Consider the following 22,625-nt stretch of genomic DNA (forward strand, 5'->3'; position numbering starts at 1 on the left):
GTTGCCGAGCGCACCTGCATGCTCTTCATGAACACCGCGCTGACCCGTGGCCGCGCCGAGATGGTCGTCACGGCCACCGGCATGCGCACCGAGGTCGGCGCGATCGCCGAGGCGCTGCGCACCGGCGCGGAACCACCCAGCCCGCTCCAGGTCCAGATGGACAGCCTGGGCCGACGACTGGCCCTGGTCAGCGGCATCGCCGTGGCCGCCTACGCGCTCGTGTCCCTCCTGCGCGGCGAGGCACTCGCCGACCTCGCGCTGCGCGCGGTGGCCTTGGCCGTCGCCGCGATCCCCGAGGGGCTGCCCGCCGTTCTCGCGCTCACCCTGGCCCTGGGCGTCCACCGCATGGCCCGCCGCGGCGCCATCGTCAAACGCCTGGCCTCCGTCGAGGCACTCGGCTCCGCGACCGTGGTGTGCAGCGACAAGACCGGCACCCTGACCCTGAACGAGATGACCACCCGCGCCCTGTGGGCCGCCGGGCGCGCCTACGAGGTGACCGGCGAGGGCTACGACACCGCCGGCACCGTCCGCCCCGCCGACGGGCGGCAGGACTGGGACCCGCACGATGCGACCCTGGACGATGTGGGCACGCATGACGCGCCCACGCAGGAAGCGGCCCTGCCCGCCCTGCACGACGCGGTGCTGCCGTTCGCGCTGTGCAACGACGCCCGTGTCACCCCCGAGGGCATCATCGGAGACCCCACCGAGGCCGCCCTGGTCGTACTCGCCGCCAAGGCCGGTGTCGACGCCGGACTCCGCGGCCGCGTGCCACGCACCGGTGAAATCCCCTTCGACCCGGCCGCCAAATACATGGCCACGTTCCACACCGACGCGGACGGCCGCGTCCGTGTCCACGCCAAGGGAGCCGTCGACGTCCTGCTGGACCGCTGCACCCACGTCCTGACCGAACAGGGCCGCGCCCCCCTCGACGCCGAGCGCCGCCGTGAGATCACCGACGTCGCCCGGCGGATGGGCGGTCAGGGCCTGCGCGTCCTCGGGGCCGCCACCGCCACCACCGACCGGCCGAACCCTCGGGAGGCGATGGGACTGATCCTGACCGCGATCGCGGGAATAGCCGACCCGCCACGTCCTCAGGCCCGGGACGCCGTCGCCCTGGCCCAGGCCGCAGGCGTCACCGTCAAGATGATCACCGGGGATCATGCGGACACCGCCGCCGCCATCGCCCGCGAACTCGGCATCACCGGCGATGTCGTCACCGGCGCCGAACTGGCGCGGATGAGCGAGCAGGAGCTCGCCGACCACGTCGAGGATGTCGGTGTCTTCGCCCGCGTCGCTCCCGAACACAAGGTGACCATCGTCCGCGCGCTCTCCCGGAAGGGCCACATCGTGGCCATGACCGGAGACGGCGTCAACGACGCCGCGGCGCTGCGTGCCGCCCACATCGGCGTCGCGATGGGCATCACCGGCACCGACGTGGCCAAAGAAGCCGCCGACATGGTCCTGACCGACGACGACTTCTCCACCATCGTCCGCGCGGTGCGCGAGGGCCGCTCGATCTACGACAACATCGTCACCTTCGTCCGTTTCCAGCTGTCCACCAACATCGGCGCCATCCTCACCCTGCTCGCCACCGTGCTGGCGGGACTGCCCGCGCCCATGTCGGCGATCCAGCTGCTGTGGGTCAACATCATCATGGACGGTCCGCCCGCCATGGCCCTGGGCATCGACCCCCCGCGGGACAACGTGATGCGGCGTCCGCCACGCCCACCCGGCGAACGCATCCTGAACGCCCGCCGCCTGGCCGCCGTCACCCGCTCCGGCGCGGTCATGGCCGCCGGTACCCTGGCCGTCTTCGCCGGCGCCCGTCACCTCACCGACACCGCGACCGCCGCCACCATGGCCTTCACCACGTTCGTCCTCTTCCAACTGTGCAACGCCCTGGCCGCGCGCAGCGAGGACGGCCCCGTCCTCGGCCGCCACCAGTTGCACAACCGCACCTTGTGGATCTGCCTGGCCACCGTCCTGGCCCTCCAGATCATCGCCGTGCAAGTGCCCATGGCCCAAGGAGTCTTCGACACCGTGTCGCTCAGCCCGGCCCAGTGGGCGATCTGCCTCGCCACCGCCTGCACCGTGCTGCTGACCGAGCATGCATGGCACGTCGGCCGGACATGGCTCGGCCGCCCGACGGACTGATCAGCCTGTCCGGTGCACCGGCCCGGGTCCTGTCCGACGTCGGGCACGGGGCCCGGACGCGGCGGCGGTGCCGGTGATCCGGTTGTCGGCGAACCGGGTGCGCGGCGGCTGCCCGCCGGCACGGGTGGGGGTGTGCCGGGCCAGTCCGGCGCGGACGTACGGCAGTGATGCGGCGCCCATGGACAGACTGGTGACGCCGAGTCCGGTGAGCACGCAGGCGAGCAGGGGGTCGGTGACGGCCTCGCCGCACACCCCGCGGCTCTTGCCCGCCGGTGCGCGGGGGGATGCGGGAACAGCAGAGCGAAAAGGGCCGGTCGGCCCTGGCCGTTCGGCCCGGAATCGCGCAAGATCTGTGACAGAGAAGGACCGGTCCCGCCCATCTGGCGGTTCCGTGCCGGAAAACGACGACACAGGACAGGAGCCGTCGATGGCGGACAGCGAGCGACCCGGACCCGACAACCCGATCCGGGTCTTCCTGCTGGACGACCACGAGGTGGTACGCCGCGGGGTGCACGACCTGCTGAACGACGAACCGGACATCACCGTGATCGGCGAGGCCGCGAACGTGGAGCAGGCCTTGGTCCGTGTCCCCGCGCTGCGCCCGCAGGTGGCCGTGCTCGATGTGCGCCTGCCCGACGGCGACGGAGTGACCGTCTGCCGCGAGCTGCGCTCGCAGATGCCGGAGCTGGCCTGCCTGATGCTCACCTCCTTCGACGACGAGGAGGCCCTGCTGGACTCGATCATGGCGGGTGCGTCCGGGTACGTACTGAAGCAGATCCAGGGCTCGGATCTGGTGTCGGCCGTGCGCACCGTGGCCCGCGGTCAGTCCCTGCTCGACCCCAGCGCCACCGCCAAGCTGATGGCCCGCCTGCGCCAGAGCCAGGAACCGGAGCCCGAGCCCGACGCCCTGCCGGGCCTGACCGACCGGGAGCGGGAGATCCTGGCCCTCATCGGAGAAGGGCTCACCAACCGCCAGATCGGCCAGCGGCTCTACCTCGCGGAGAAGACGGTCAAGAACCACATCTCCCGCCTGCTCGCCAAACTCGGCGTGGAGCGGCGCATCCAGGCCGCGGTCATCGCCACCCAGGCCCAGGACCGGCTCAGGCACGAAGGGCGCTGAGGCTTCGCGCGCAGCCGGCAGCCGCAGGGCCGAACGTCCCTCACCCGGCCCCCGAGCGGCCCAAGCCGAACCCCCTCCCCGGCCACCAGGCTGGCAGCACACCCGGACACCGCCGGGCGGCACTGATCGGGAGGACGACGGACATGACCGTGCGTGTGGGCATCAACGGCTTCGGCCGCATCGGACGCAACTATCTGCGCTGCGTGCTGGAGCGCGCGGAGAGCGGTACCGGCGAGCCGGTCGAGGTCGTGGCGGTCAACGACCTCACCTCGCCGGACGCACTGGCCCATCTGCTGGCGTACGACTCGACGTACGGCCGCCTCGGCCGCACCGTGGAACACGACGACACCTCGATCACCGTCGACGGCCACCGCATCGCCGTGACCGCCGAGCGTGACCCGGCCGAGCTGGACTGGGGGCACCTCGGTGTGGACGTGGTCATCGAGTCGACCGGCCGCTTCCGCACCCGTGAGCAGGCCGGTCTGCACCTGAAGGGGGGCGCCCGGAAGGTACTGCTCTCCGTACCGGGCAAGGGAGTTGACGCCACGATCGTGATGGGCGTCAACGAGGGCACGTACGTCCCGGAGAGCGACCACGTGGTCTCCAACGCCTCCTGCACCACCAACTGCGTGGCGCCCATGGTGAAGGTGCTCGACGAGCACTTCGGCCTGGTCAAGGGCCTGATGACCACCATCCACGGCTACACCAACGACCAGGTGGTCCTGGACGGCCCGCACAAGGACCTGCGCCGCGGTCGCAGCGCCGCCGTCAACATCATCCCCACGTCCACCGGCGCTGCCCGCGCCGTCGGCCTGGTCCTGCCGGAGCTGACCGGGACCTTGGACGGCATCGCCGTCCGCGTGCCGGTCGAGGACGGCTCGCTGACCGACCTGAGCGTGGTTCTGGAGCGGCCCGTGACCGCGGACGAGGTCAACGCCGCGTTCCGGGAGGCCGCCGACGGGCCGCTGAAGGGAATCCTGCGGGTCTCGGACGCCCCGATCGTCTCCCGCGACGTGGTCGGCGATCCCGCCTCGTGCGTCCTGGACGCCCCGCTGACGCAGGCGCACGGCGATCTGGTCAAGGTCTTCGGCTGGTACGACAACGAGTGGGGCTACACCAACCGGCTGCTCGACCTCACCGAGTACGTCGCCAAAACGCTCCCACGGAACTGAGACAACCTCCGGGGCCTGGGACAAGGACGAGGAGGCGAGACGAGAGGGGTGATCAGCCCCATCTGGGCAACACTGAGGCCTTTGCGCATCGTGTTCCGTCACGGCCGCGTCGGTGTGCGGATTCCGGGTGCTCGGCGGTGCCGCCGGGCAGACACTGGAATCGGCCCGTCGGGGCAGGACAGGAGGATTCCATGGCTTCGCGCGAACTCGACGAGAAGACGGTGACCATGCTCGTGGCCGAGGCCGCGGCGGCTCCGTCCATGCACAACGCGCAGCCCTGGCGTTTCCAGTACGTCGCCGACGAGCGTCTCCTGCTGCTGCGCGCCGACCTCGCGCGGGCCATGCCCCGGTCCGATCCCGGCAACCGGGCGCTGCACATCGGCTGCGGGGCGGCGCTGCTCAACCTGCGCGTCGCCGCCGCGCACAGGGACCTCGTCCCAGACACCCGGCTGCTGCCCGAGCCACAGGATCCGCTGCTGCTCGCGGCCGTCCACCTGGCCGACCCGGGCGGGCGACGCTTGCCGCAGGACGACCTGGCGCGGCTGCATGAGGCGATCCGGCAGCGGCACACCAGCCGCCATCCCTTCGCCGAGAAGGACATCCCGGAGGACGTCCGGACCGCCTTGCAGGATGCGGCGGCGCGCGAGTCGGCCGTCCTTCTCTTCCCCGGCCCCTGGCACGCCGAGACCGTGCTCGACCTGGTCCGCGATGCGGAGAGCCGCGACGCCATGGACTCCGGCGCCCGCGCGGACCTCATCCGCTGGACCCGGCTCGGGGCGGAGGCGGACACCGCCGTCGACGGCGTCCCCGAGTACGCCTTCGGCCCACGCAAACGGGACGGCAAGGCTCCTGTACGGGACTTCGCCGGACGCCGGCCGGTTGCCGACCGCGGCAGCACCGCCTTCGAGCACACCCCGCACCTGGCCCTGCTGAGCACCCCCGGTGACACCCCCGCCGACTGGCTGCGCGCCGGACAGGCCCTGGAACGGGTTCTGCTGGAGGCCACCCTGGCCGACCTGGCCACCTCCCTGACCTCCCATGCCCTGGAAGACCGCGAGCTGCGCCTGCTGGCCCGCGACCCGGGACGGGGCACGGGCCACGTGCAGATGGTGCTGCGACTGGGCTACGGCCCCCGGGGCCCGGCTACCCCCCGTCGCCCGGTGAGAGATGTCCTCGACATCGTGTGACCGAGGCCCGGGCGGGACATTTCTCGCGTCGAACCCCGTGCCGGAGCCGCAGCCGGTGCTCCGTGTCCGGCGTGAGCAGGCGGGCCGCGTCCGGAGTCCGCCCTGGCCCGGACGCGGCTGCACCTCGTCGCCGTCACTCGGTCCTTCGGTCACTCGTGCGGGATCACCGTGACCGGCGCCGCGGCATGGTGCAGCCCTCGTCGTCCGGCCAAGACCGCGCGGAACTCACCGGGGCACGGGTGTCAGTACCAGGGCTTGACACGGACCGGCCGAGGGGCTGACGGGCATGCCCTTCAGGGGACCGCACGGCATGTCCGGCACGTATTTCAAGGCCGTATGGCAGGCCCGGAAGGGCCGGTCAACCCTCTCCCGAGCTGGGGTCCGTGGCGCAGGGTTGGCGGTACGAGGGAGAGTTTTGCAGAGGAGAGCCGTCATGCAGACCCGGGAAGTCGACGCCACAGCCGTTCGGTCCCTGCTGGCCGCGGCGGTGGCGGCACCGTCGATCCACAATACGCAGCCCTGGCGGTTCGGCCTGGACCCGGACAGCCGGTCGGTCGAGGTCCGGGCCGACCGCGGACGGCCACTGCCGATGACCGATCCCGACCTGCGTGCCCAGCACCTGTCGGTGGGCGCGGCCGTCTTCAACCTCCGGGTGGCCGCGGCACACCTGGGCTGGGAACCGATCGTCCGTCTGCTGCCCGCCGCGGACGATCCCGACCTGCTCGCCCGCGTGCAACTCGCCCGGCCCGCCGCGGACGGGCCCTCGACCCCGGGCGGCCTGTACGAAGCTATAGAGCGGCGTCACAGCAGCCGGATGCCCTTCACCGGCCGCCCGGTGCCGGAACCGGTCGTGGCACAGATGATCACCGCCGCCCGGGCCGAGGGCGCGCGCCTGGACGTTCCCGACATCATGGGAACCCGGCGTCTGCTGCGGTTGACCCAGGCGGCCGAGGCCCGCAACGCATCCCATCCGGCTCGCACGGCCGAGTCACGCACCTGGCTCACCGCCCCGGGAAGGGACACCCCCTACGGCATCCCCGTGACCGCCCTGGGCGCCCGGGATGCGTCCGGGCGGATACCGGTGCGGGAATTCACCGGCCGGCTGCCTGTGCCGTACCTGCCCGCCCTGCACTTCGAACGCCACGCCCAGGTAGCGCTGTTGTGGACCTCGCGGGACCGGCGCGAGGACTGGTTGCGGGCGGGCCAGGCCCTGCAGCGCGTACTGCTCACGGCGACGGTGCACGGGGTACGCACCTCCATGCTGCACCAGGCGATGGAGTGGCTGGATCTGCGGGCGGCGATGGGCGGATCGAGGCGACCGTGTTGCCCACAGCTGCTGATCCGGTTCGGGTACGGCCCCGAGGGCGGCCACACACCACGCGCGGCCCCGCACGCCACACCTCGTCCCGCTCTCGGACCCGAGCCGGCGGCTTCCGATGCGGGTGCCGTTCCATCCGGCTGACTGGGCCACCGGTGACCGTCTCGCATTCGACCCAGGCGTGGACGGGGTGTTGGAGGTTGAAGTGGACCGCGGCCATCATGGCCGGCGCGCCGAGCTGTTCGTCGTCGGACCCGAGCTCGGCCGCTACCTGCGGACCTCCAGGGCGACAGCGGCCTGGGCACTGGACCGCTGTCGCACGCCGCACGCCGCACGCCGCACGCCGCACGCGCGCCGCGCGGCGTCGGTCATGCCGCGGAAGGCGCGCCGGATCCGGACGGCTCCGGAGCGGGCAGCATGGTCAGCAGCATGACGCTGGGCTCGGTGGCGCGCACGGTGTGCGGCAGACGTGCGGGCAGGTGGATCCAGCTCCCGGGCGTCGCCTTGGTCTTCTCGTCACTCAGGACGAGGTCGAGGCGGCCCTGGACGACCTGGATGACCACGGGGAGGGCGGAGGTGTGCTCGGTCAGTTCCTGGCCGGCGGCGAAAGCGAAGCCGACGACGCGCAGGCGGTCGTCGCGGTACAGGACGCGGCTGAGGGTGCCGTCCTCGGGCACGGTCAGTTCGGCGGCCAGGTCGGTGATCACGGTGGCGGTCATCTGGGACAGCTCCTCAGGGCCGGGACGGGGTGGGGACGGCGAGCAGGCTGATCGCGCCCAGGTGGGCGCTGTGGCGTTGGAAGACGCGGCGCATGTGCAGCACTCGGCGCAGTGCGGACGGGTTGCGCAGGGCCCGGCCGGCGATACGCAGGGCGGGGACCAGTCCTTCGTCGGCGACGAGGCGGCGCGGTTCCAGCAGTGCCATCGGTGCGGTCTTGTGGGCGGTGACGGTGAAGCCCTCGTCGGCGAGGAGTTCACGCCAGGCGGTGGGGGTCAGGGGGCGGGCGCCGACGTGGATGGCCTCGTGCAGGTCATGGGTGATGCGGTCGGCGAGTGCCGGGTCGAGTTCGTCGGGCAGCAGGCACAGTTCGTGGAGGGCGTACCGGCCGGTGGAGTCGTCGAGGAGGCGGCGGGCCTCTCGTACGATGCGCCGCTTGGCGGATTCGGGCTGCATGGTCAGCATCGCCTCGCCGTACACGACGGTGGCGTCGCCGTCCGGCAGCCTGGTGTCCGCGGCGTCCGACCGTACGGCACGCACCTTGGTGGGGCCGGGGGTGGCGAGGGCGCTGAGCGCGGCCACGGCGGCGGCGTCGCGGTCGACGGCGGTGTAGGCGGCCGGGTGGCGGGCGAGGGTCAGCCGGGCGGTGGCGCCAAGGCCGGCGGCCAGTTCCACCACCCGGTCCTGCGGATCCACGCCGAGGGCGTCCAGCATCCACCGGGTCAGCTCCACACCGCCGGGGCGGAGCACCCGCTTGCCCAGCCGGGCCAGCAGCCAGTGGCCGGGCATGCGGGCGGCGTCCAGTCCGTCGCCGGGAATGGGGATGTTCTTCTGCAGGGCGGAATGGTCTGTCGATGCCATCTTCGTGCCTCGCTCTCTGCCTGCACCGGTACTACTTAGGCGAACCTAACTCGGAGGGGCGGCGGGGCGCGGGGGCCGAACGTCCCGGGTGAAGGGCCGGTGGGCCCGTCACTGCTCGTCGTGGAACAGGTCGGTGCTGAGGTGACGAAGCCGGCGTCTCGTTCGTGCGACGTGGGAGCGGCTGGTGCGGTGGTCGGCTACAGCAGGCTGCTCCAGTACGCCCAGAAGCGGGTGAGGACGAGGAGCGCGATCACGCCGTACCAGGCGCCGAGGAGCATCCAGTGCGTGTCCCGCACGACCGCCGGCACCCCGCTGGGCATGGGGATGATGCCGCGTTCCAGGCAGTGCAGGGTGACGTACCAGAACAGGGCGATGGTCACGACCCAGACGGCGGCGCAGTAGGGGCAGAGCTTGTTGAGCTCGTAGAGCGACTGTCCGATCAGCCAGTGCACGAACGCCACTGCCACCAGTGCCCCGGCGTCCAGCGCGATCCACATCCTCCGGTGCAGGCGCGCGCCGGTGAGCACGGCGACGCCCAGGGCGGTCACGGCGGCGAAGGCGCCCAGGCCCAGCAGCATGTTGGGGAAGCCGAACAGGCTGCCCTGCGGGCTGGACATGACGCTGCCACAGCTCACGACGGGGCTGACGTCGCACGGCGGTTGGTGGGAGGGATCGCGGAGGAGCCGCCAGTCGTCCACGGTGAGCTGGAAGGACGCGAGCCAGCCGACGGTACCGGTGAGGACCATCACCCATCCCGTGCGGCGGCCCGCGCCCACTGTGTGCGGGCGCCGGGTGGTTGGGGCGGCCGGTGCGAGCGCGGGTCCGGGGCTCATGGGCTCACCGGGAGCCGGAGGCCGACCGGGTCCGGCGCGTGTGCGTCGGGGCCGCGGTCGGTGCGGCTCGCCTGCGGTAGACGAGGTAGGGCCGGGCGAGGTAGCCGATCGGGGCGCTCCACACGTGCACCAGCCGGGTGAACGGCCAGGCCGCGAAGAGCAGGAAGGCGGTCAGGGCGTGCAGCTGGAACAGCAGCGGGGCTCCGGCGATCGCCTCCGGCTGCGGCTGGAGGACGAACAGGCCGCGGAACCAGACGGAGACGGTGGAGCGGTAGTCGTAGCCGGCGCCGAAGACGTTGTGGGCGGCGGTGGCGGTGATGCCGAGCACGACGGTGGCGGACAGCAGGGGGAAGAGGAGCTTGTCGCTGCGGTCCGTGGTGAGCCGGATCCTGCGGGTCAGGAGCCGGCGGGTGCACAGCATGCCGAGGCCCGCGACCATGGCGATGCCCGCCACCGAGCCCGCCCAGACGGCCGTGGTGTGGTACGCGTGCTCGCTGATGCCGACGGCCTCGGTCCACGAGTCCGGAACGGCGAGTCCCACGACATGCCCGGCGATCACCATGAAGGCACCCAGGTGGAACAGCGGGCTGCCCCAGCGCAGCCAGCGGTGTTCGAGGAGCTGGCTGGTGTGGGTGGTCCAGCCGAACTGGTCCTGGCGGTAGCGCCAGATGTGTCCGACCACGAACACCGCGAGGCAGATGTACGGGACGGCGACCCACAGCAGGAGGTCGGTGCCGCTCGCCGCCGCGGCGGCCGACGGGGAGAGGGATGCGGCGTTCATCGGGTGCCTTCCATACGGCTGGTGGTCGGGTCGGCGGGCGGCACACGGGTCGGCGGAGCGGCCATCGGCGGCACGAACGTGCCCGGAGGGGCGAACTCCCCCTCCCCGTACGTTCCGTAGGGGTCGAGGCCGACCTCCTCGTTCGGCGGGCCCTCGGCGACGAGCTGGGCCACCGCCGCGCGGTCCGCCTCGGTGGGCGGCGGCAGCAGGGTGAGCAGCGCGGCCAGGACGTGCCGGTACGGCGATTCGGCGTCGGCCAACGCCCGGTGGATCAGCTCAAGACCGCGCCGGTGCTGGCGCAGCGGTGCCTCGCCGCCACGGTGGCCCGCCAGGGCGGCGAACTCCAGCACGACCGGCAGGTGGTCGGGCAGTTCACCCCCGTCGATGTCCCAGCCCGCGGCCTTGTACCGCTGGTTCAACGTGAGCAGGGCCATGCCCCGGCGGCGGGTGTCTCCGTGCAGGTAGTAGGTGAGGTAGAGGCTGCTCTTGCGGCGCAGGTCGAACGTCTCGACGTAGTGGCGCTCCAGCGCCTCCGGCTCCTGGTCGGTGAACCATGTGGTGAAGTCGGCCAGGTGCTCGGCGGCGGGCGAGGGCGGCAGCGTCTTGATGGACGCGGTCAACACGGTTCGGCAGGCGGCGAGTTCGGCGTCCGGGTACTGCAGAAGCAGTGAGCACAGCCGCAGCAGCAGGGTGCGTGACTCGGCCTCCTCGGGTGTGAGGCGGGCCGGGCGGCGTACAGCGGCGCGGAGGCGGGTGCGGACGAGGGCGGGAATGGATGGGGGTCCCCCCAGGCGTTCAGCACTGGGGGAGGGCAGCGGGCTCACGGACGGTCTCCGGCGGGGACTTCGGGCGCACGGCGGCGCAGGGTGGGGATGCCGAGCATCACGCGTCGGCCACCGGCGTCCGCCGGGTCGTCGGACGATTCGACCGGGCAGCGGTTCTCGATCGCGCTGAGCGCGGCGGCATCCTCCTTGTGGGCGGCGGGGACGACGTAGCGGTCCTGGTATTTGGCGATGGCGAGAAGCCGGTGCAGGTCCTCCGCCTCGCGCGGGGTGAGGCCGACGGCCTTCAGCGCCGCCTCGTCGCCCTCCTCGCCGAGGGTGCGTTCCCGCATGTACGAGCGCAGGGCGGTGAGCTTCATCAGCACCCCGGCGACCACATCGGCGTCCCCGGCGGTGAACAGTTCCGCCAGGTACTCCAGCGGGATGCGCAGCCGGGTGACGGCGGCGAAGACGTGGTCGGGGTCGTCCTGGTTGCCGCCCGCGGCGTCGACGGCGTCCAGGACGGGGGAGAGCGGGGGCACGTACCAGACCATCGGCATCGTCCGGTACTCCGGGTGCAGCGGCAGCGCCACCTTGTACCTCATCACGAGGTCGTAGACCGGGGAGCGGCGGGCCGCGTCCAGCCAGTCCTCCGGGATGCCGGCCTCCCGCGCCGCCGCGATCACGTCGGGGTCGTGCGGGTCGAGGAAGACGCCGCGCTGCGCGTCGAGCAGGTCCTTCTCGTCGGGGGTGGCCGCGGCCTCGCCGACGCGGTCGGCGTCGTACAGCAGCAGCCCGAGGTAGCGCAGGCGGCCGACGCAGGTCTCCGAGCAGACGGTGGGCTGGCCGGCCTCGATGCGCGGGAAGCAGAAGGTGCACTTCTCGGCCTTGCCGGTGGCGTGGTTGACGTACACCTTCTTGTAAGGACACGCCGTCACGCACATCCGCCAGCCCCGGCAACGATCCTGGTCGACCAGGACGATGCCGTCCTCCACCCGCTTGTACATCGCGCCCGAGGGGCAGGCGGAGACACAGGCCGGGTTGAGGCAGTGCTCGCACAGCCGGGGCAGGTGGAAGAGGAAGGTCTGCTCGAACTCGAACTTCACCTTCTCCGCCCATTCCCCGGTCAGGTTCGGGTCGCCGCCGGCGTTCTCGGGGGCGCCGCCGAGGCCGTCCTCCCAGTTGGCGCCCCAGGTGATGGACGTCGGTTTGCCGGTGAGGACCGAGCGGGGGCGGGCGACCGGGATGTCCTTGGCGGCCGGGGCGTTGACGAGATTGTCGTAGTCGTAGGTGACCGGCTCGTAGTAGTCCTCGATGGACGGCAGGTCGGGGTTGGAGAACAGCGACAGGAGCCGTTTGATCCGGCCGCCGGAGCGCAGGACCAGACGCCCGCGCTTGTCGAGCATCCAGCCGCCCTTCCACTGCTCCTGGTCCTCGTAGCGGCGGGGGTAGCCGACGCCGGGCTTGGTCTCGACGTTGTTGAACCAGGCGTACTCGACTCCGGTGCGGTTGGTCCACGTCTGCTTGCAGGTGACCGAGCAGGTGTGGCAGCCGATGCACTTGTCGAGGTTCATCACCATCGCGATCTGGGCCATCACTCGTCCGATAGTGGCTTCGCCACGGGGCATGTCAGTACTCCACTTGCTGGCTGCGGCGGCGGATGACGGTGACCTCGTCGCGCTGGTTGCCGGTCGGGCCGTAGTAGTTGAAGGCGTAGGTGAACTGGGCGTAGCCGCCCGCGAGATGGGTGGGCTTGAGCAGGAGCCTGGTGAGGGAGTTGTGGATGCCGCCGCGTTTGCCGCTGACCTCGGTCTTCGGGACGTTCACGTTGCGGTCCTGGGCGTGGTACATGTACACGGTTCCCTCGGGCATGCGGTGGGTGACCACGGCCCGGGCGGCGACGACGCCGTTGCGGTTGTACGCCTCGATCCACTCGTTGTCCTTGACGCCGATCTTCTCGGCGTCGGCGCCGGACATCCAGATCGTCGGGCCGCCGCGGGACAGGTCGAGCATGTACTTGTTGTCCTGGTAGTTCGAGTGGATGGACCACTTCGAGTGCGGGGTCAGATAGCGGACCGTGACCTCGGCCCGGCCGCTCTCACCCAGGTGCTCGTCGCCGTAGTGCTTGGGCGTGTTCAACGGTGGTCGGTAGACGGGCAGTTGCTCGCCGAGTTCGGCGATCCAGTCGTGCTGGACGAAGAAGTGCTGGCGGCCGGTGAGGGTGTGCCAGGGCTTCTTGTGCTCGGTGTTGATGACGAACGGCGAGTAGCGGCGTCCGCCGGTCTCCGAGCCCGACCACTCGTACGACGTCATCACCGAACGGGGCTGGGTGCGCGTGTCGGCGAACGTGATCCGGTCGGCCTCGCGCTCAGAGGCGAGTTCGACCAGGCCCTCGCTGCCGGTCTGCCGCTCCAGCTCCCGGAAGCCCTCGGTGGCCAGGCGGCCGTTGGTGGTGCCGGACAGGGCGAGGATCGCCTCGCACATGTCGGAGGCGGTGGCGAGGGAGGGCCGTCCGGCGGCGATGCCGTCCCTGACGGTGCCGTTGCGGTGCCGGAGGTCGTCGATCTCCTGGTTCGGGTGGACGGTGACGCCCTTGGTGGTGGTGCCCAGCGTGTCGAGCAGCGGGCCGACGGCACGCATCTTCTGCGCGATCGCGGCGTAGTCCCGTTCGATGACGACCAGCTTCGGCATGGTCCGCCCGGGAACCGGTTCGCACTCGCCGGCCTTCCAGTCCCGCACCACCCCGCCCGGCTGGGCGAGTTCGTCCGGGGTGTCGTGCAGCAGTGGCACCGCGAGGACATCGGTGCGGGTGCCGAGGTGGTCGGCGGCCAGTTCGCTGAACCTGTCGGCCATCGTCAGGAACATGTCGTAGTCGGTGCGTGCCTTCCACGGCGGGGCGATGGCGGGGGTGAAGGCGTGCACGAAGGGGTGCATGTCCGTGCTGGACAGGTCGTCCTTCTCGTACCAGGTCGCGGCCGGCAGCACGACGTCGGAGAGCAGGCTGGTGGAGGTCATGCGGAAGTCCATGGTGACGAGCAGATCGAGCTTGCCCTCGGGAGCCTCCTCCCGCCACACCACCTCCTTCGGACGGCCCTCGGGCGGGGTCTGTTCGGAGCGGACCGCCGCGTCCGTGCCCAGCAGGTGGCGCAGGAAGTACTCGTTGCCCTTGCCGGAGGAGCCGAGCAGGTTGGCCCGCCACACGGTCAGCACACGCGGGAAGTTGGCCGGGTCGTCCGGGTCCTCGACGGCGAACCGCAGCCGCCCGGACTTCAGCTCGTCCACGACGTGCTCGGCGACCGGCCGGCCCGCGGCGGCTGCCTCGTCGGTCAGATCGAGGGGGTTGCGGTTGAAGCCGGGGTGACCGGGCGTCCAGCCCAGCCGCACGGCCTGCGCGAGTGTGTCCGCGAACGCCTGGCCCTTGAACCGGCCCTTCCCGAGCGGGGACGCGAGCTCGTCGGGCCCGAACGCCTCGTAGCGCCACTGGTCGGAGTTCAGATACCAGTACGAGGTGCCCGCCATGTGCCGGGTGGGCCGCTGCCAGTCGAAGGCGAACGACAGGTGCTGCTGCCCGGTGACCGGGCGGACCTTCTCCTGGCCGACGTAGTGCGCCCAGCCGCCGCCGTTGACGCCCTGGCAGCCGGTCATCGTGATCAGCGCCAGAAAGGCGCGGTAGATGGTGTCGGAGTGGAACCAGTGGTTGGTGCCGGCACCCAGCGCGATCATGGACCGGCCGCCTGTGCGCTCGGCGTTGCGGGCGAACTCCCGGCCGATGCGCGCCGCCTGCTCGGCGGGCACGGAGGTGATGGTCTCCTGCCAGGCCGGGGTGTACGGCTCGGAAGCGTCCTCGTACGAGGTGGGCCAGTTGCCCGGCAGCCCGGGGCGTGCGACGCCGTACTGCGCCAGCATCAGGTCGAAGACCGTGGTGACGAGCCGGCCACCGACCCGGCGCACCGGCACCCCGCGCACCATGACCGAACCGCCTTCCGTGCTGCCCTCGTCGAAGCGGGGCAGCGCGACCTCGGCCGTCTCCTCGGCCCGCTCCAGCAGGCTCAGTTCGGGTACGACGTCGCCCAGGTCCAGGTTCCAGCGACCTCGCTCGGCTTCCCCCCACCGGAAGCCGAGCGAGCCGCCGGGGACCACGGGTTCGCCCGTGGCCCCGTCCAGGAGAACCGTCTTGGACTCGGCGTGCTCCGTGTCGTGTCCGAGGTCGGCCGCGGTCAGGAACCCGTCCGGGACGAGACCGCGTTCGTGTTCGCGCAGGGTCACCAGGAACGGCGCGTCGGTGAACTTGCGCAGGTAGTCCTGGAAGTAGGGCACTTCGCGGTCGACCAGGAACTCCCGCAGGACGACGTGGCCCATGGCCATCGCCAGCGCCCCGTCCGTGCCGGGGTGCGGGGCGACCCACTCGTCGGCGTGCTTGACGTTGTCGGCGTAGTCGGGGCTGACCGCGACGACCTTGGTGCCGTTGTAGCGGGTCTCGGTGAGGAAGTGGGCGTCGGGCGTGCGGGTCACGGGGATGTTGGAGCCCCACATGATCAGATAGCCCGCGTTCCACCAGTCCGCCGCCTCCGGCACGTCCGTCTGGTCGCCGAAGACCTGCGGGGAGGCGATGGGCAGGTCGGCGTACCAGTCGTAGAACGACAGCAGGGTGCCGCCGATCAGCGAGTGGAACCGGGCCCCGGCCGCGAACGACGCCATCGACATCGCCGGGATGGGCGAGAAGCCCGCGACGCGGTCGGGGCCGTACGCCTTGACGGTGTGCACCTGTGCGGCCGCGATCAGCTCGCTGACCTCGTCCCAGTCGGCGCGCACCAGACCACCCTTGCCTCGGGCCCGCTTGTAGGCGCGGGCCTTGGCCGGGTCGCCGGTGATCTCGGCCCAGGCCGCCACCGGGTCGCCGAGCCGCCCCCTGGCCTCGCGCCACAGCTTCAGCAACGCGCCGCGCACATACGGGTAGCGGACGCGGCTGGGGGAGTAGGTGTACCAGGAGAACGAGGCCCCGCGCGGGCAGCCGCGCGGCTCGTACTCGGGGCAGTCCGTGCCGATCGACGGGTAGTCGGTGGCCTGGTGCTCCCAGGTGATGATGCCGTCCTTGACGTACACCATCCACGAGCACGACCCGGTGCAGTTCACGCCATGGGTGGAGCGCACCACCTTGTCGTGGGCCCACCGGTCCCGGTAGAAGCCCTCCCACTTCGGGTCGCCCTCGCCGAACACGGCGCGCCCGTCGGCCGACACCTCACGGCGGGTCAGCAGTCTGCGGGCTGCCAGCGGCCAGCTCTCACCTGTGGGCGACGCCTGGCGCCGTGCGTTCTGATCGTTCTCCATGGCTGGGAACGCTAGAAGCCGCAGGCCATGGTGCACCTGGGGCTGGCGGTCCCTGCCGGACGACCTTCCGGCCCTGTCTGACCGGCTGCAATAGGGACCTTTGGTCCCCGTGCGGGGTCCGGTCGGCGGGGGAGCCGGCTGCGCCCGGCGTGCATGCTGGGCACTGATCGAACCGCAGATGCCCATCTGTACGACCGCATTCCGTGCCTGCCTGGCGGCCGATTCCCCCGTCCCCGGCTGCCGCAGGCAGAGCGCGTACGGCGCGTGGCGCCCGGTTCGGTCGAGCGTCCGGCCGCTCACCGCGGCCGGACGCCGCATCCGCCCCGAGAGTCGGCACCGGAATGCCGGCCCCACCCGCATCTGCCGGCCGCGCCGGCCCGACCCGCTGGAGACACGACCATGAGCGTGCTCACCCTTGCCTCGGACCCTCAGGACGCCACAGCCCTAGAGGGTGCGGAAGCGCATCACGCCCGCCTGGCCGGGGAACTGGCCGGACGCGTGAAGATACTGCTCACCGCCGTGGACCGCCGCGAGTCGAGCGCCGCTGAGAAGATCCACGCCGGGCTCGTGGCCTTCTGCGACCGCTCGCTGCTGCCGCACGCCGCAGCCGAGGAAGCCGCGCTCTACCCCGTCGCGCACGGCATGCCCGAGGCCCGCCTGCTCATCGAGAGCCTCATCGGCGAACACCACTGCCTCACCGCCCTCGTCGAGGCCCTGCGCGCCGCACCCGACCCGGCGGGGGCGGCGGCCGACGCGCGGGCCCTTCAGGTGCTCTTCGAGGAGCACGTGGCCAAGGAGAACGGCCTCGTCCTGCCTCTGCTCGCCATGGCGCCCGAGGTCTCCCTGGCTGAGCTGCTCGCGGACATGCACCACCGGCTCGCGAACGACACGCCCGCCAAGGGCGCCCACGGAACGCAGGGCACCGAGGAAGGACAGGACGTGCAGGAGGAGCGGACCGAGGAGACCGGCGGCTGCGACGGAGCATGCGGCTGCGGCGGTGCGGAGTAGGCCGAGCCGGAGCTGGATGTGCGGGAGGTTCCCCACGCCCTGCGTCACGCCACGGTCTCCGGCGCGCTGGACGCCGTCCCCCGGAAGCCGGCGGCTCCGGCTCAGCCACAGCTGACGCGGCACCCCAAGCACAAGGAACGCCCCAGCACACGAGGAAAGAAGGAGAACACGTCATGGACGGATCACACCGCCGGGCCCGCGCTCTGCTCGGAACGGTCGGCATGGCCCTGGCAGTCGCCGGGCCGGTCATGGTGTGGCGCGGCCGCGGTGGCAGGAAGGAGATCCGCAGCGAGCTGGCCGCCCAGAAGATCACCTTCCCGGACCACGGGCTGCCCGCCGAACTCGCCGCCTACGCCGGCCGTCGTGTGAAAACCGGCTCCGGGGCGCACGCCTACGCCGAGTTCATCAAGGGCAATCTCGCCCATGCCACCGGCGGTCGCACCTATGCCGAGATCAGTGCTGAGTTGCACGCCGCCGGAGGCGACGACGAGAAGCTCGCCGAGCTGCGCCAGACCGCGTTCATGGGCCAGTCCCTGCGTGCTTCCCTGATGTCCGCCTACCAGGCGTGGCACCTCACGACCCTGGTCACGGGCCTGGGCGCCGCACTGACCGGCCTGGGTGTCGCCTTGGTGGCCACCGCAGACGCCCTGGCATCCCGCTCCCTGAACCGATCCTGACCTGCGGCGGGCATGGATGGGCCCCGGTCTGCCGGGAGTGCTCAGCGGCGCTCCCAGGGCCGTTCCCCAGCGCCACGTGACCTTTCTGACGGCCCGTCCGGCCCTGTCGCACCTGCCGCGAAGAGGGACCATCGGCCCCGTTCGAGAAGACCCTCGGCCGCCGCGCCGACCACCGCCGCCGGTGGATGCTGACGGCGACCGATCCGGAGGTATCCCGTGCACGACCACGTCGACCCCCCTCAAGGCCGATTCCACCGCTGTCGCTCGCGGTGGGTACCGCGCACGGTCCGGCCCGGTCACCGTCCGGCCTGCCGCCTCGTCTGCCCTGGCTCCAGGGCGGCCGGACACAGCTTCTGGGCGCGGGGCAGGGCCGTGCGATGAGCGCCGCCGCCCATGCCATCCGCCGCCAGCGGCACGACGCGGCCGACCGACCCTTCATCGTCATCTGGGAGTCCACCCGGGCCTGCCCGCTGGCCTGCCGCCACTGCCGCGCCGAGGCGGTGCCCGACCGCGATCCGCGCGAGCTGGACACCGTCGCCGCGAAGGACCTGCTGGACCAGGTGGCCGCGTTCGGGCAGCCCGCCCCGCTGTTCGTGATCACCGGCGGTGACCCGTTCCAGCGCCCCGACCTGACGGAGCTCATCGCCCACGGCAAGGAGGCCGGGGTCCGGGTCGCGGTGTCCCCGTCCGGTACCCCGACGCTCACCGCGGAGCGGCTGCGAGACCTGCACGAGGCGGGCGCGGTCGGGCTCTCGCTGAGCCTGGACGGCTCCACCGCCGAGCTGCACGACGACTTCCGCGGTGTGCCCGGGGTGTTCCGGTGGACCTTGGACGCCTGGGACGCGGCGCGTGCCCTCGGCATGAAGGTGCAGATCAACACGACGGTCGCCCGGCACAACCTGCACGACCTCCCCGACATCGTCCGCCTGGTCACCGAGCACGGGGCGATGCTGTGGAGCGCCTTCTTCCTGGTGCCGACCGGCCGCGGCCGCACCCTCGGCGCGCTGACGCCCGGCGAGGTCGAGGACGTCCTCCACTTCGTCTACGACGTGGGCCTGACCGTGCCCGCCAAGACCACCGAGGCCCACCACTTCCGCCGCGTCGCCCTGCAACGCCAGGTCCTTGCCGACCGGGGTGACGACCATGTGGCGGTGCTCGGACTCGGCCCGCTCTACCGGGAGCTGACCGACAGAGCGGCCGTCCTGGGTCTGGACGCCGCCACGCGCCGGGTGCGGCGGCCGCCGCTGGACGTCAACGCGGGCCGTGGCTTCGTGTTCGTCTCGCACACCGGCACCGTGCACCCCAGCGGCTTCCTGCCGCTGAGCGCGGGAAGCGTGCGCAAGACGACGCTGACGTCGATCTACCGAACCTCACCGCTGTTCACCGCCCTCCGGGACGCCGACATGCTGGGCGGGCGGTGCGGGCGGTGCGAGTTCCGCCGGGTCTGCGGCGGCTCGCGCTCCCGCGCCTACGGCGTCACCGGCGACCCGTACGCCGCGGAGCCGTGGTGCGGCTACGTCCCCGGTTCCTTCCCCCACCAGCGGGAACTGGCAGCGCTGCTGGACGGCGGCGCACCTGTGGAACCGCCTCTTCGCCCCGGTCCGACCGCCGCCCCGGGCGGCAAGGAGCATCGTGTACAGCAAGAACGATGACCCGGCCGCCGGTGACGGCCGGCCGCCCAGCAGGTTCAAGGCGTCCGGTCTGCGGAGCCGACACCTGTACGCCCACGTCCTGGTCGCGGTCTGGGTGGTGCTCGCGCTGCTGGCGGCGAGCGCCCAGCAGACGCTGCCCGTGGCCCGCTGGCTGGCCATCCATCTGTTCCTGCTCGGTGGCGCCACCACCGCGATCGTGGTGTGGAGCGAGCACTTCGCCGTCGCGATGCTGCACGCCCCGCTGCCCGACCGGCGGTGGAGTAACGCCCGGCTGGCCGGCGTCAACACAGGGGTCGCGGGCGTTCTCACCGGCGTGTGGGCCGACCTGCCGGTCCTGACCGGTGCCGGGTGCGTGCTGCTGGTCACCGCGGTCGGCGCGCACTTGGTGGTGCTGGTCCGCATGGGCGGGGGCGCGCTGGGCGGACGGCTCGCCCCGATCGCCGACTACTACCGGGCCGCCGCGGCCGCGCTGATCGTCGGCGCGGTGCTGGGCTGGCTGCTGGCCACCGGCAAGGCCGGACCCGGGCACTACACCGGGCTGAAGCTGGCCCACGTGCACGTCACCCTCCTCGGCTGGATCGGACTGCCCGTACTGGGCACGCTGTTCATGCTCTGGCCCACCGTGCTGGGCGTGCGCATGGCCGAGAACACCACCCGGCTGGCGCGCCGGGTACTGGCGCTGACCGGGGGCGGCCTGCTGACCGCGGTCGCCGGACTGGCGGCCGGATGGCGCCCCGCCGCCGTACTCGGGATCGCCGGCTACGCGGCCGGCGTCGCCGTCGCGGCGCAGCTGTTCGCCCGCACCGTGCGCCGACGGCCCGCGATCTCGGCGGCCGCCGCGTGGATGCTGGCCGCCGCCGCGGGATGGCTCGTCGTCGGAGTCGTCGTGGACCTGGTGCTCCTGGCCGCACGACCCCTCGCCGAGATCCAGGACGACATCCGGTCCCTGGTCCCGGTACTGCTCCTCGGGCTCGTCGCGCAGGTCCTCGTCGGGGCCCTCACCTACCTGCTGCCCATCGTGCTGGCCGGCGGTCCCAAGGAACGAGCCGCGCTGCGGGCGGTACTCGAACGGGGCTGGGCGCCACGGATCATCGTGCTCAACCTCGGCGTGTCCCTGCTCGCGCTTCCGCTGCCCGACCCTCTCGGCACGGCCGGCATGCTCCTGGCCGGGTCGGCGGGTGCCGCGTTTCTCGTCCTGGCGGTGCGCGTGTTCGTCCGCAGCGGACGAGGTCTCCTTCAGGACACGGACAAGGCCGGTGGGTCACGGCGCCCCGTCCTGTGGGGCACCGCCGTGGGGGCCGTGGTCACGGTGCTGGCCGTGCTCGTGGCCAACAGCGGTGGGGAGACGAGCGGCGGGACGAGCGCCTCCGGGACGGCGGGTGCGGGCGCCGGGACAACTCGCACGGTCGCCGTCACCCTGGCCGACATGCGCGTCCGTCCGGCCCGCATCGAGGTCGCCGCGGGCACCGCGCTGCGGCTGAAGGTCACCAACACCGACGCCCAGCGCCACGACCTCAGGGTCGAGGATGGTCCCGCCACCCCGATGCTCGCCAAGGGCGACACCCGCGTACTCGACCTCGGACCGGTCACCGAGAACCGCGCGGCGTGGTGCACCCTGCCGGGCCACAAGGCGGCCGGGATGACCACGGAGATCGTCGTGAAGGACGACACGGCAACCGACAGCAGCCAGCACCGGGGACACACATCGGCCGCCGCCGACGACGACGGCATGGATCTCTCCGCCGACTTCTCCACCGGGTGGCAGCCACGCGACGCCGACCTGGCCCCCGCGCCCGGCGGGACGGTCCACACGGTCGAACTGCGCGCCGCGCACACCACGGTCGAAGTGGCTCCGGGCGTGAAGCAACAGATGTGGACCTTCGGCGGCACCGCACCGGGCCCCACCTTGCACGGACAGGTCGGCGACGTCTTCGAGGTCACCCTCGTCAACGACGACCACGGCATGGGCCACGGCATCGACTTCCACGCCGGCTCCCTCGCCCCCGACCGGCCCATGCGCACCATTCAGCCCGGCGAGCGGCTGGTCTACCGGTTCCGGGCCGAGAAGGCAGGGGCATGGCTGTACCACTGCAGCACCGCTCCGATGCTCCAGCACATGGGGAACGGCATGTACGGTGCCGTCGTCATCGACCCACCCGGCCTGGCGAAGGTGGACCACGAGTACGTGTTGGTCTCCTCCGAGCTCTACCTCGGCACCCCGGGCAGCAGCGCCCAGGTGACGAAGATGCGTCAGAACACCCCGGACGCCTGGGTGTTCAACGGTGTCGCCAACCAGTACGCCCAGCGGCCCCTGAAGGTGAAGGCCGGTGAGCGGGCCCGCTTCTGGGTGGTCGCCGCAGGTCCCAGTGACGGCATCGCCTTCCACATCGTCGGCACCGTCTTCGACACCGTGTACAAGGAGGGCGCCTACCTGCTCAAGCCGGACCAGGCGGGCGGCGCTCAGGTGCTGGACCTGGCCACGGCACAGGGCGGCTTCGTCGAGACGACGTTCCCCGAGGCCGGCCACTACGCGTTCGTCGACCACGACATGCGCCACGCCGAATCCGGCGCGCACGGGATGGTGGAGGTGAGCGACTGATGGACACCGTCGGCTGGTGGTCCCTGGTGCGGTTCGCGCACGTGGCCGGTGCCGCCCTGTGGGTCGGCGGCCAACTGGCCCTGTCCCTGGTGATCCTGCCGCTGGCCCGCCACCTGCTCGCCCCGGAGGCCAAGGACGGCTTCACGGCCGCGGCGGGCCGCCGGTTCGGGATGCTGACCGGGGCGGTGTTCCTGCCCGTGCAGCTGGCCACCGGCTGGGCCATGGCCTGGCACCGGGGAGTCACCTGGGCTTCCCTCGCCGAACCCGGCTACGGCCGCACTCTGGCGACCAAACTCGCCCTGTTCGTGGTGGTGATGCTCGCCGCGGCCGGACACGGCATCGCCCACGCCACAGGCCGCGCCGACCTCGCCCGGGCCCTGGCGGTCGTCTCTCTCGTCGGCTCACTCGGAGTCGTCCTGCTGGCCACCGCCCTGCCCGCCACATGACCCGCGGCCAC

At 71.9% G+C, this 22,625-nt stretch carries 17 protein-coding genes and 1 pseudogene; 10 read left to right on the top strand and 8 right to left on the bottom strand.

What is annotated here, in order from left to right:
- On the top strand, positions 1–2,154 hold a 2,154-nt coding region (locus tag G3I77_RS38895; protein ID WP_248511819.1), incomplete at its 5' end, for a cation-transporting P-type ATPase.
- A gap of 129 nt (positions 2,155–2,283) precedes the next feature.
- On the opposite strand, the pseudogene G3I77_RS38900 reads toward G3I77_RS38895, so the two are convergent.
- Positions 2,284–2,424 (bottom strand): annotated as a pseudogene (locus G3I77_RS38900) (putative PEP-binding protein); the annotation flags it as partial.
- 157 nt (positions 2,425–2,581) lie between these two features.
- Between G3I77_RS38900 and G3I77_RS38905 the strand changes: the two are divergent.
- From G3I77_RS38905 to G3I77_RS38920, 4 genes are all read left to right on the top strand, one after another.
- Positions 2,582–3,274, top strand: coding sequence for a response regulator transcription factor (locus G3I77_RS38905; protein ID WP_248511821.1), 693 nt, complete (start codon positions 2,582–2,584; stop codon positions 3,272–3,274).
- Positions 3,275–3,417: 143 nt separating this feature from the next.
- Complete coding sequence (gap, locus tag G3I77_RS38910; protein WP_248511829.1) at positions 3,418–4,446, top strand: type I glyceraldehyde-3-phosphate dehydrogenase; 1,029 nt, start codon at positions 3,418–3,420, stop codon at positions 4,444–4,446.
- Positions 4,447–4,637: 191 nt separating this feature from the next.
- A complete protein-coding gene (locus G3I77_RS38915; protein ID WP_248511831.1) occupies positions 4,638–5,633 on the top strand; it encodes a nitroreductase in 996 nt (331 codons plus the stop codon).
- A 433-nt stretch (positions 5,634–6,066) separates the two neighbouring features.
- Positions 6,067–7,095 (top strand): nitroreductase family protein, encoded by a 1,029-nt coding sequence (locus tag G3I77_RS38920; protein WP_248511833.1) that lies wholly within the window; start codon positions 6,067–6,069, stop codon positions 7,093–7,095.
- 224 nt (positions 7,096–7,319) lie between these two features.
- On the opposite strand, the gene G3I77_RS38925 is transcribed toward G3I77_RS38920, so the two are convergent.
- From G3I77_RS38925 to G3I77_RS38955, 7 genes are all read right to left on the bottom strand, one after another.
- A complete protein-coding gene (locus G3I77_RS38925) occupies positions 7,320–7,670 on the bottom strand; it encodes a cupin domain-containing protein (RefSeq protein WP_248511835.1) in 351 nt (116 codons plus the stop codon).
- A 13-nt stretch (positions 7,671–7,683) separates the two neighbouring features.
- Positions 7,684–8,529, bottom strand: a complete 846-nt coding sequence (locus G3I77_RS38930) for a methyltransferase domain-containing protein (RefSeq protein WP_248511837.1) — start codon at positions 8,527–8,529, stop codon at positions 7,684–7,686.
- A gap of 197 nt (positions 8,530–8,726) precedes the next feature.
- On the bottom strand, positions 8,727–9,362 hold the full coding sequence (locus G3I77_RS38935; protein ID WP_248511839.1) for a vitamin K epoxide reductase family protein: 636 nt from the start codon (positions 9,360–9,362) through the stop codon (positions 8,727–8,729).
- Between the two features lie 4 nt (positions 9,363–9,366).
- Positions 9,367–10,143 carry a respiratory nitrate reductase subunit gamma gene (gene narI / locus G3I77_RS38940; RefSeq protein WP_248511841.1) on the bottom strand — a complete coding sequence of 259 codons (777 nt, stop codon included), beginning with the start codon at positions 10,141–10,143 and terminating at the stop codon, positions 9,367–9,369.
- Positions 10,140–10,967 (bottom strand): nitrate reductase molybdenum cofactor assembly chaperone, encoded by an 828-nt coding sequence (gene narJ, locus G3I77_RS38945; RefSeq protein ID WP_374388510.1) that lies wholly within the window; start codon positions 10,965–10,967, stop codon positions 10,140–10,142. The genes narI and narJ overlap by 4 nt, the downstream gene beginning before the upstream one ends.
- Positions 10,964–12,532: a nitrate reductase subunit beta gene (gene narH, locus G3I77_RS38950; protein ID WP_248511842.1), complete on the bottom strand. Its 1,569-nt coding sequence runs from the start codon at positions 12,530–12,532 to the stop codon at positions 10,964–10,966. Before narH ends, narJ begins: the two co-directional genes overlap by 4 nt.
- 1 nt (position 12,533) lies before the next feature.
- Positions 12,534–16,232 carry a nitrate reductase subunit alpha gene (locus tag G3I77_RS38955; protein WP_248511843.1) on the bottom strand — a complete coding sequence of 1,233 codons (3,699 nt, stop codon included), beginning with the start codon at positions 16,230–16,232 and terminating at the stop codon, positions 12,534–12,536.
- A 399-nt stretch (positions 16,233–16,631) separates the two neighbouring features.
- On the opposite strand from G3I77_RS38955, the gene G3I77_RS38960 reads away from it, so the two are divergent.
- The 5 genes from G3I77_RS38960 (at position 16,632) to G3I77_RS38980 (ending at position 22,614) form a co-directional block, all read left to right on the top strand.
- Positions 16,632–17,240, top strand: a complete 609-nt coding sequence (locus G3I77_RS38960; protein ID WP_248511845.1) for a hemerythrin domain-containing protein — start codon at positions 16,632–16,634, stop codon at positions 17,238–17,240.
- A gap of 173 nt (positions 17,241–17,413) precedes the next feature.
- Positions 17,414–17,917: a hypothetical protein gene (locus G3I77_RS38965; RefSeq protein ID WP_248511847.1), complete on the top strand. Its 504-nt coding sequence runs from the start codon at positions 17,414–17,416 to the stop codon at positions 17,915–17,917.
- A 377-nt stretch (positions 17,918–18,294) separates the two neighbouring features.
- A complete protein-coding gene (locus tag G3I77_RS38970; RefSeq protein ID WP_248511849.1) occupies positions 18,295–19,569 on the top strand; it encodes a TIGR04053 family radical SAM/SPASM domain-containing protein in 1,275 nt (424 codons plus the stop codon).
- Positions 19,550–22,168, top strand: coding sequence for a multicopper oxidase domain-containing protein (locus tag G3I77_RS41020; RefSeq protein ID WP_248511855.1), 2,619 nt, complete (start codon positions 19,550–19,552; stop codon positions 22,166–22,168). Before G3I77_RS38970 ends, G3I77_RS41020 begins: the two co-directional genes overlap by 20 nt.
- Positions 22,168–22,614, top strand: coding sequence for a hypothetical protein (locus tag G3I77_RS38980; protein WP_248511857.1), 447 nt, complete (start codon positions 22,168–22,170; stop codon positions 22,612–22,614). Before G3I77_RS41020 ends, G3I77_RS38980 begins: the two co-directional genes overlap by 1 nt.
- The last annotated feature ends 11 nt before the right edge of the window (positions 22,615–22,625 follow it).

Origin of the sequence: Streptomyces sp. D2-8, from assembly GCF_023184515.1 — a bacterium.
In the GTDB taxonomy this organism is placed as follows: Bacteria; Actinomycetota; Actinomycetes; order Streptomycetales; family Streptomycetaceae; genus Streptomyces.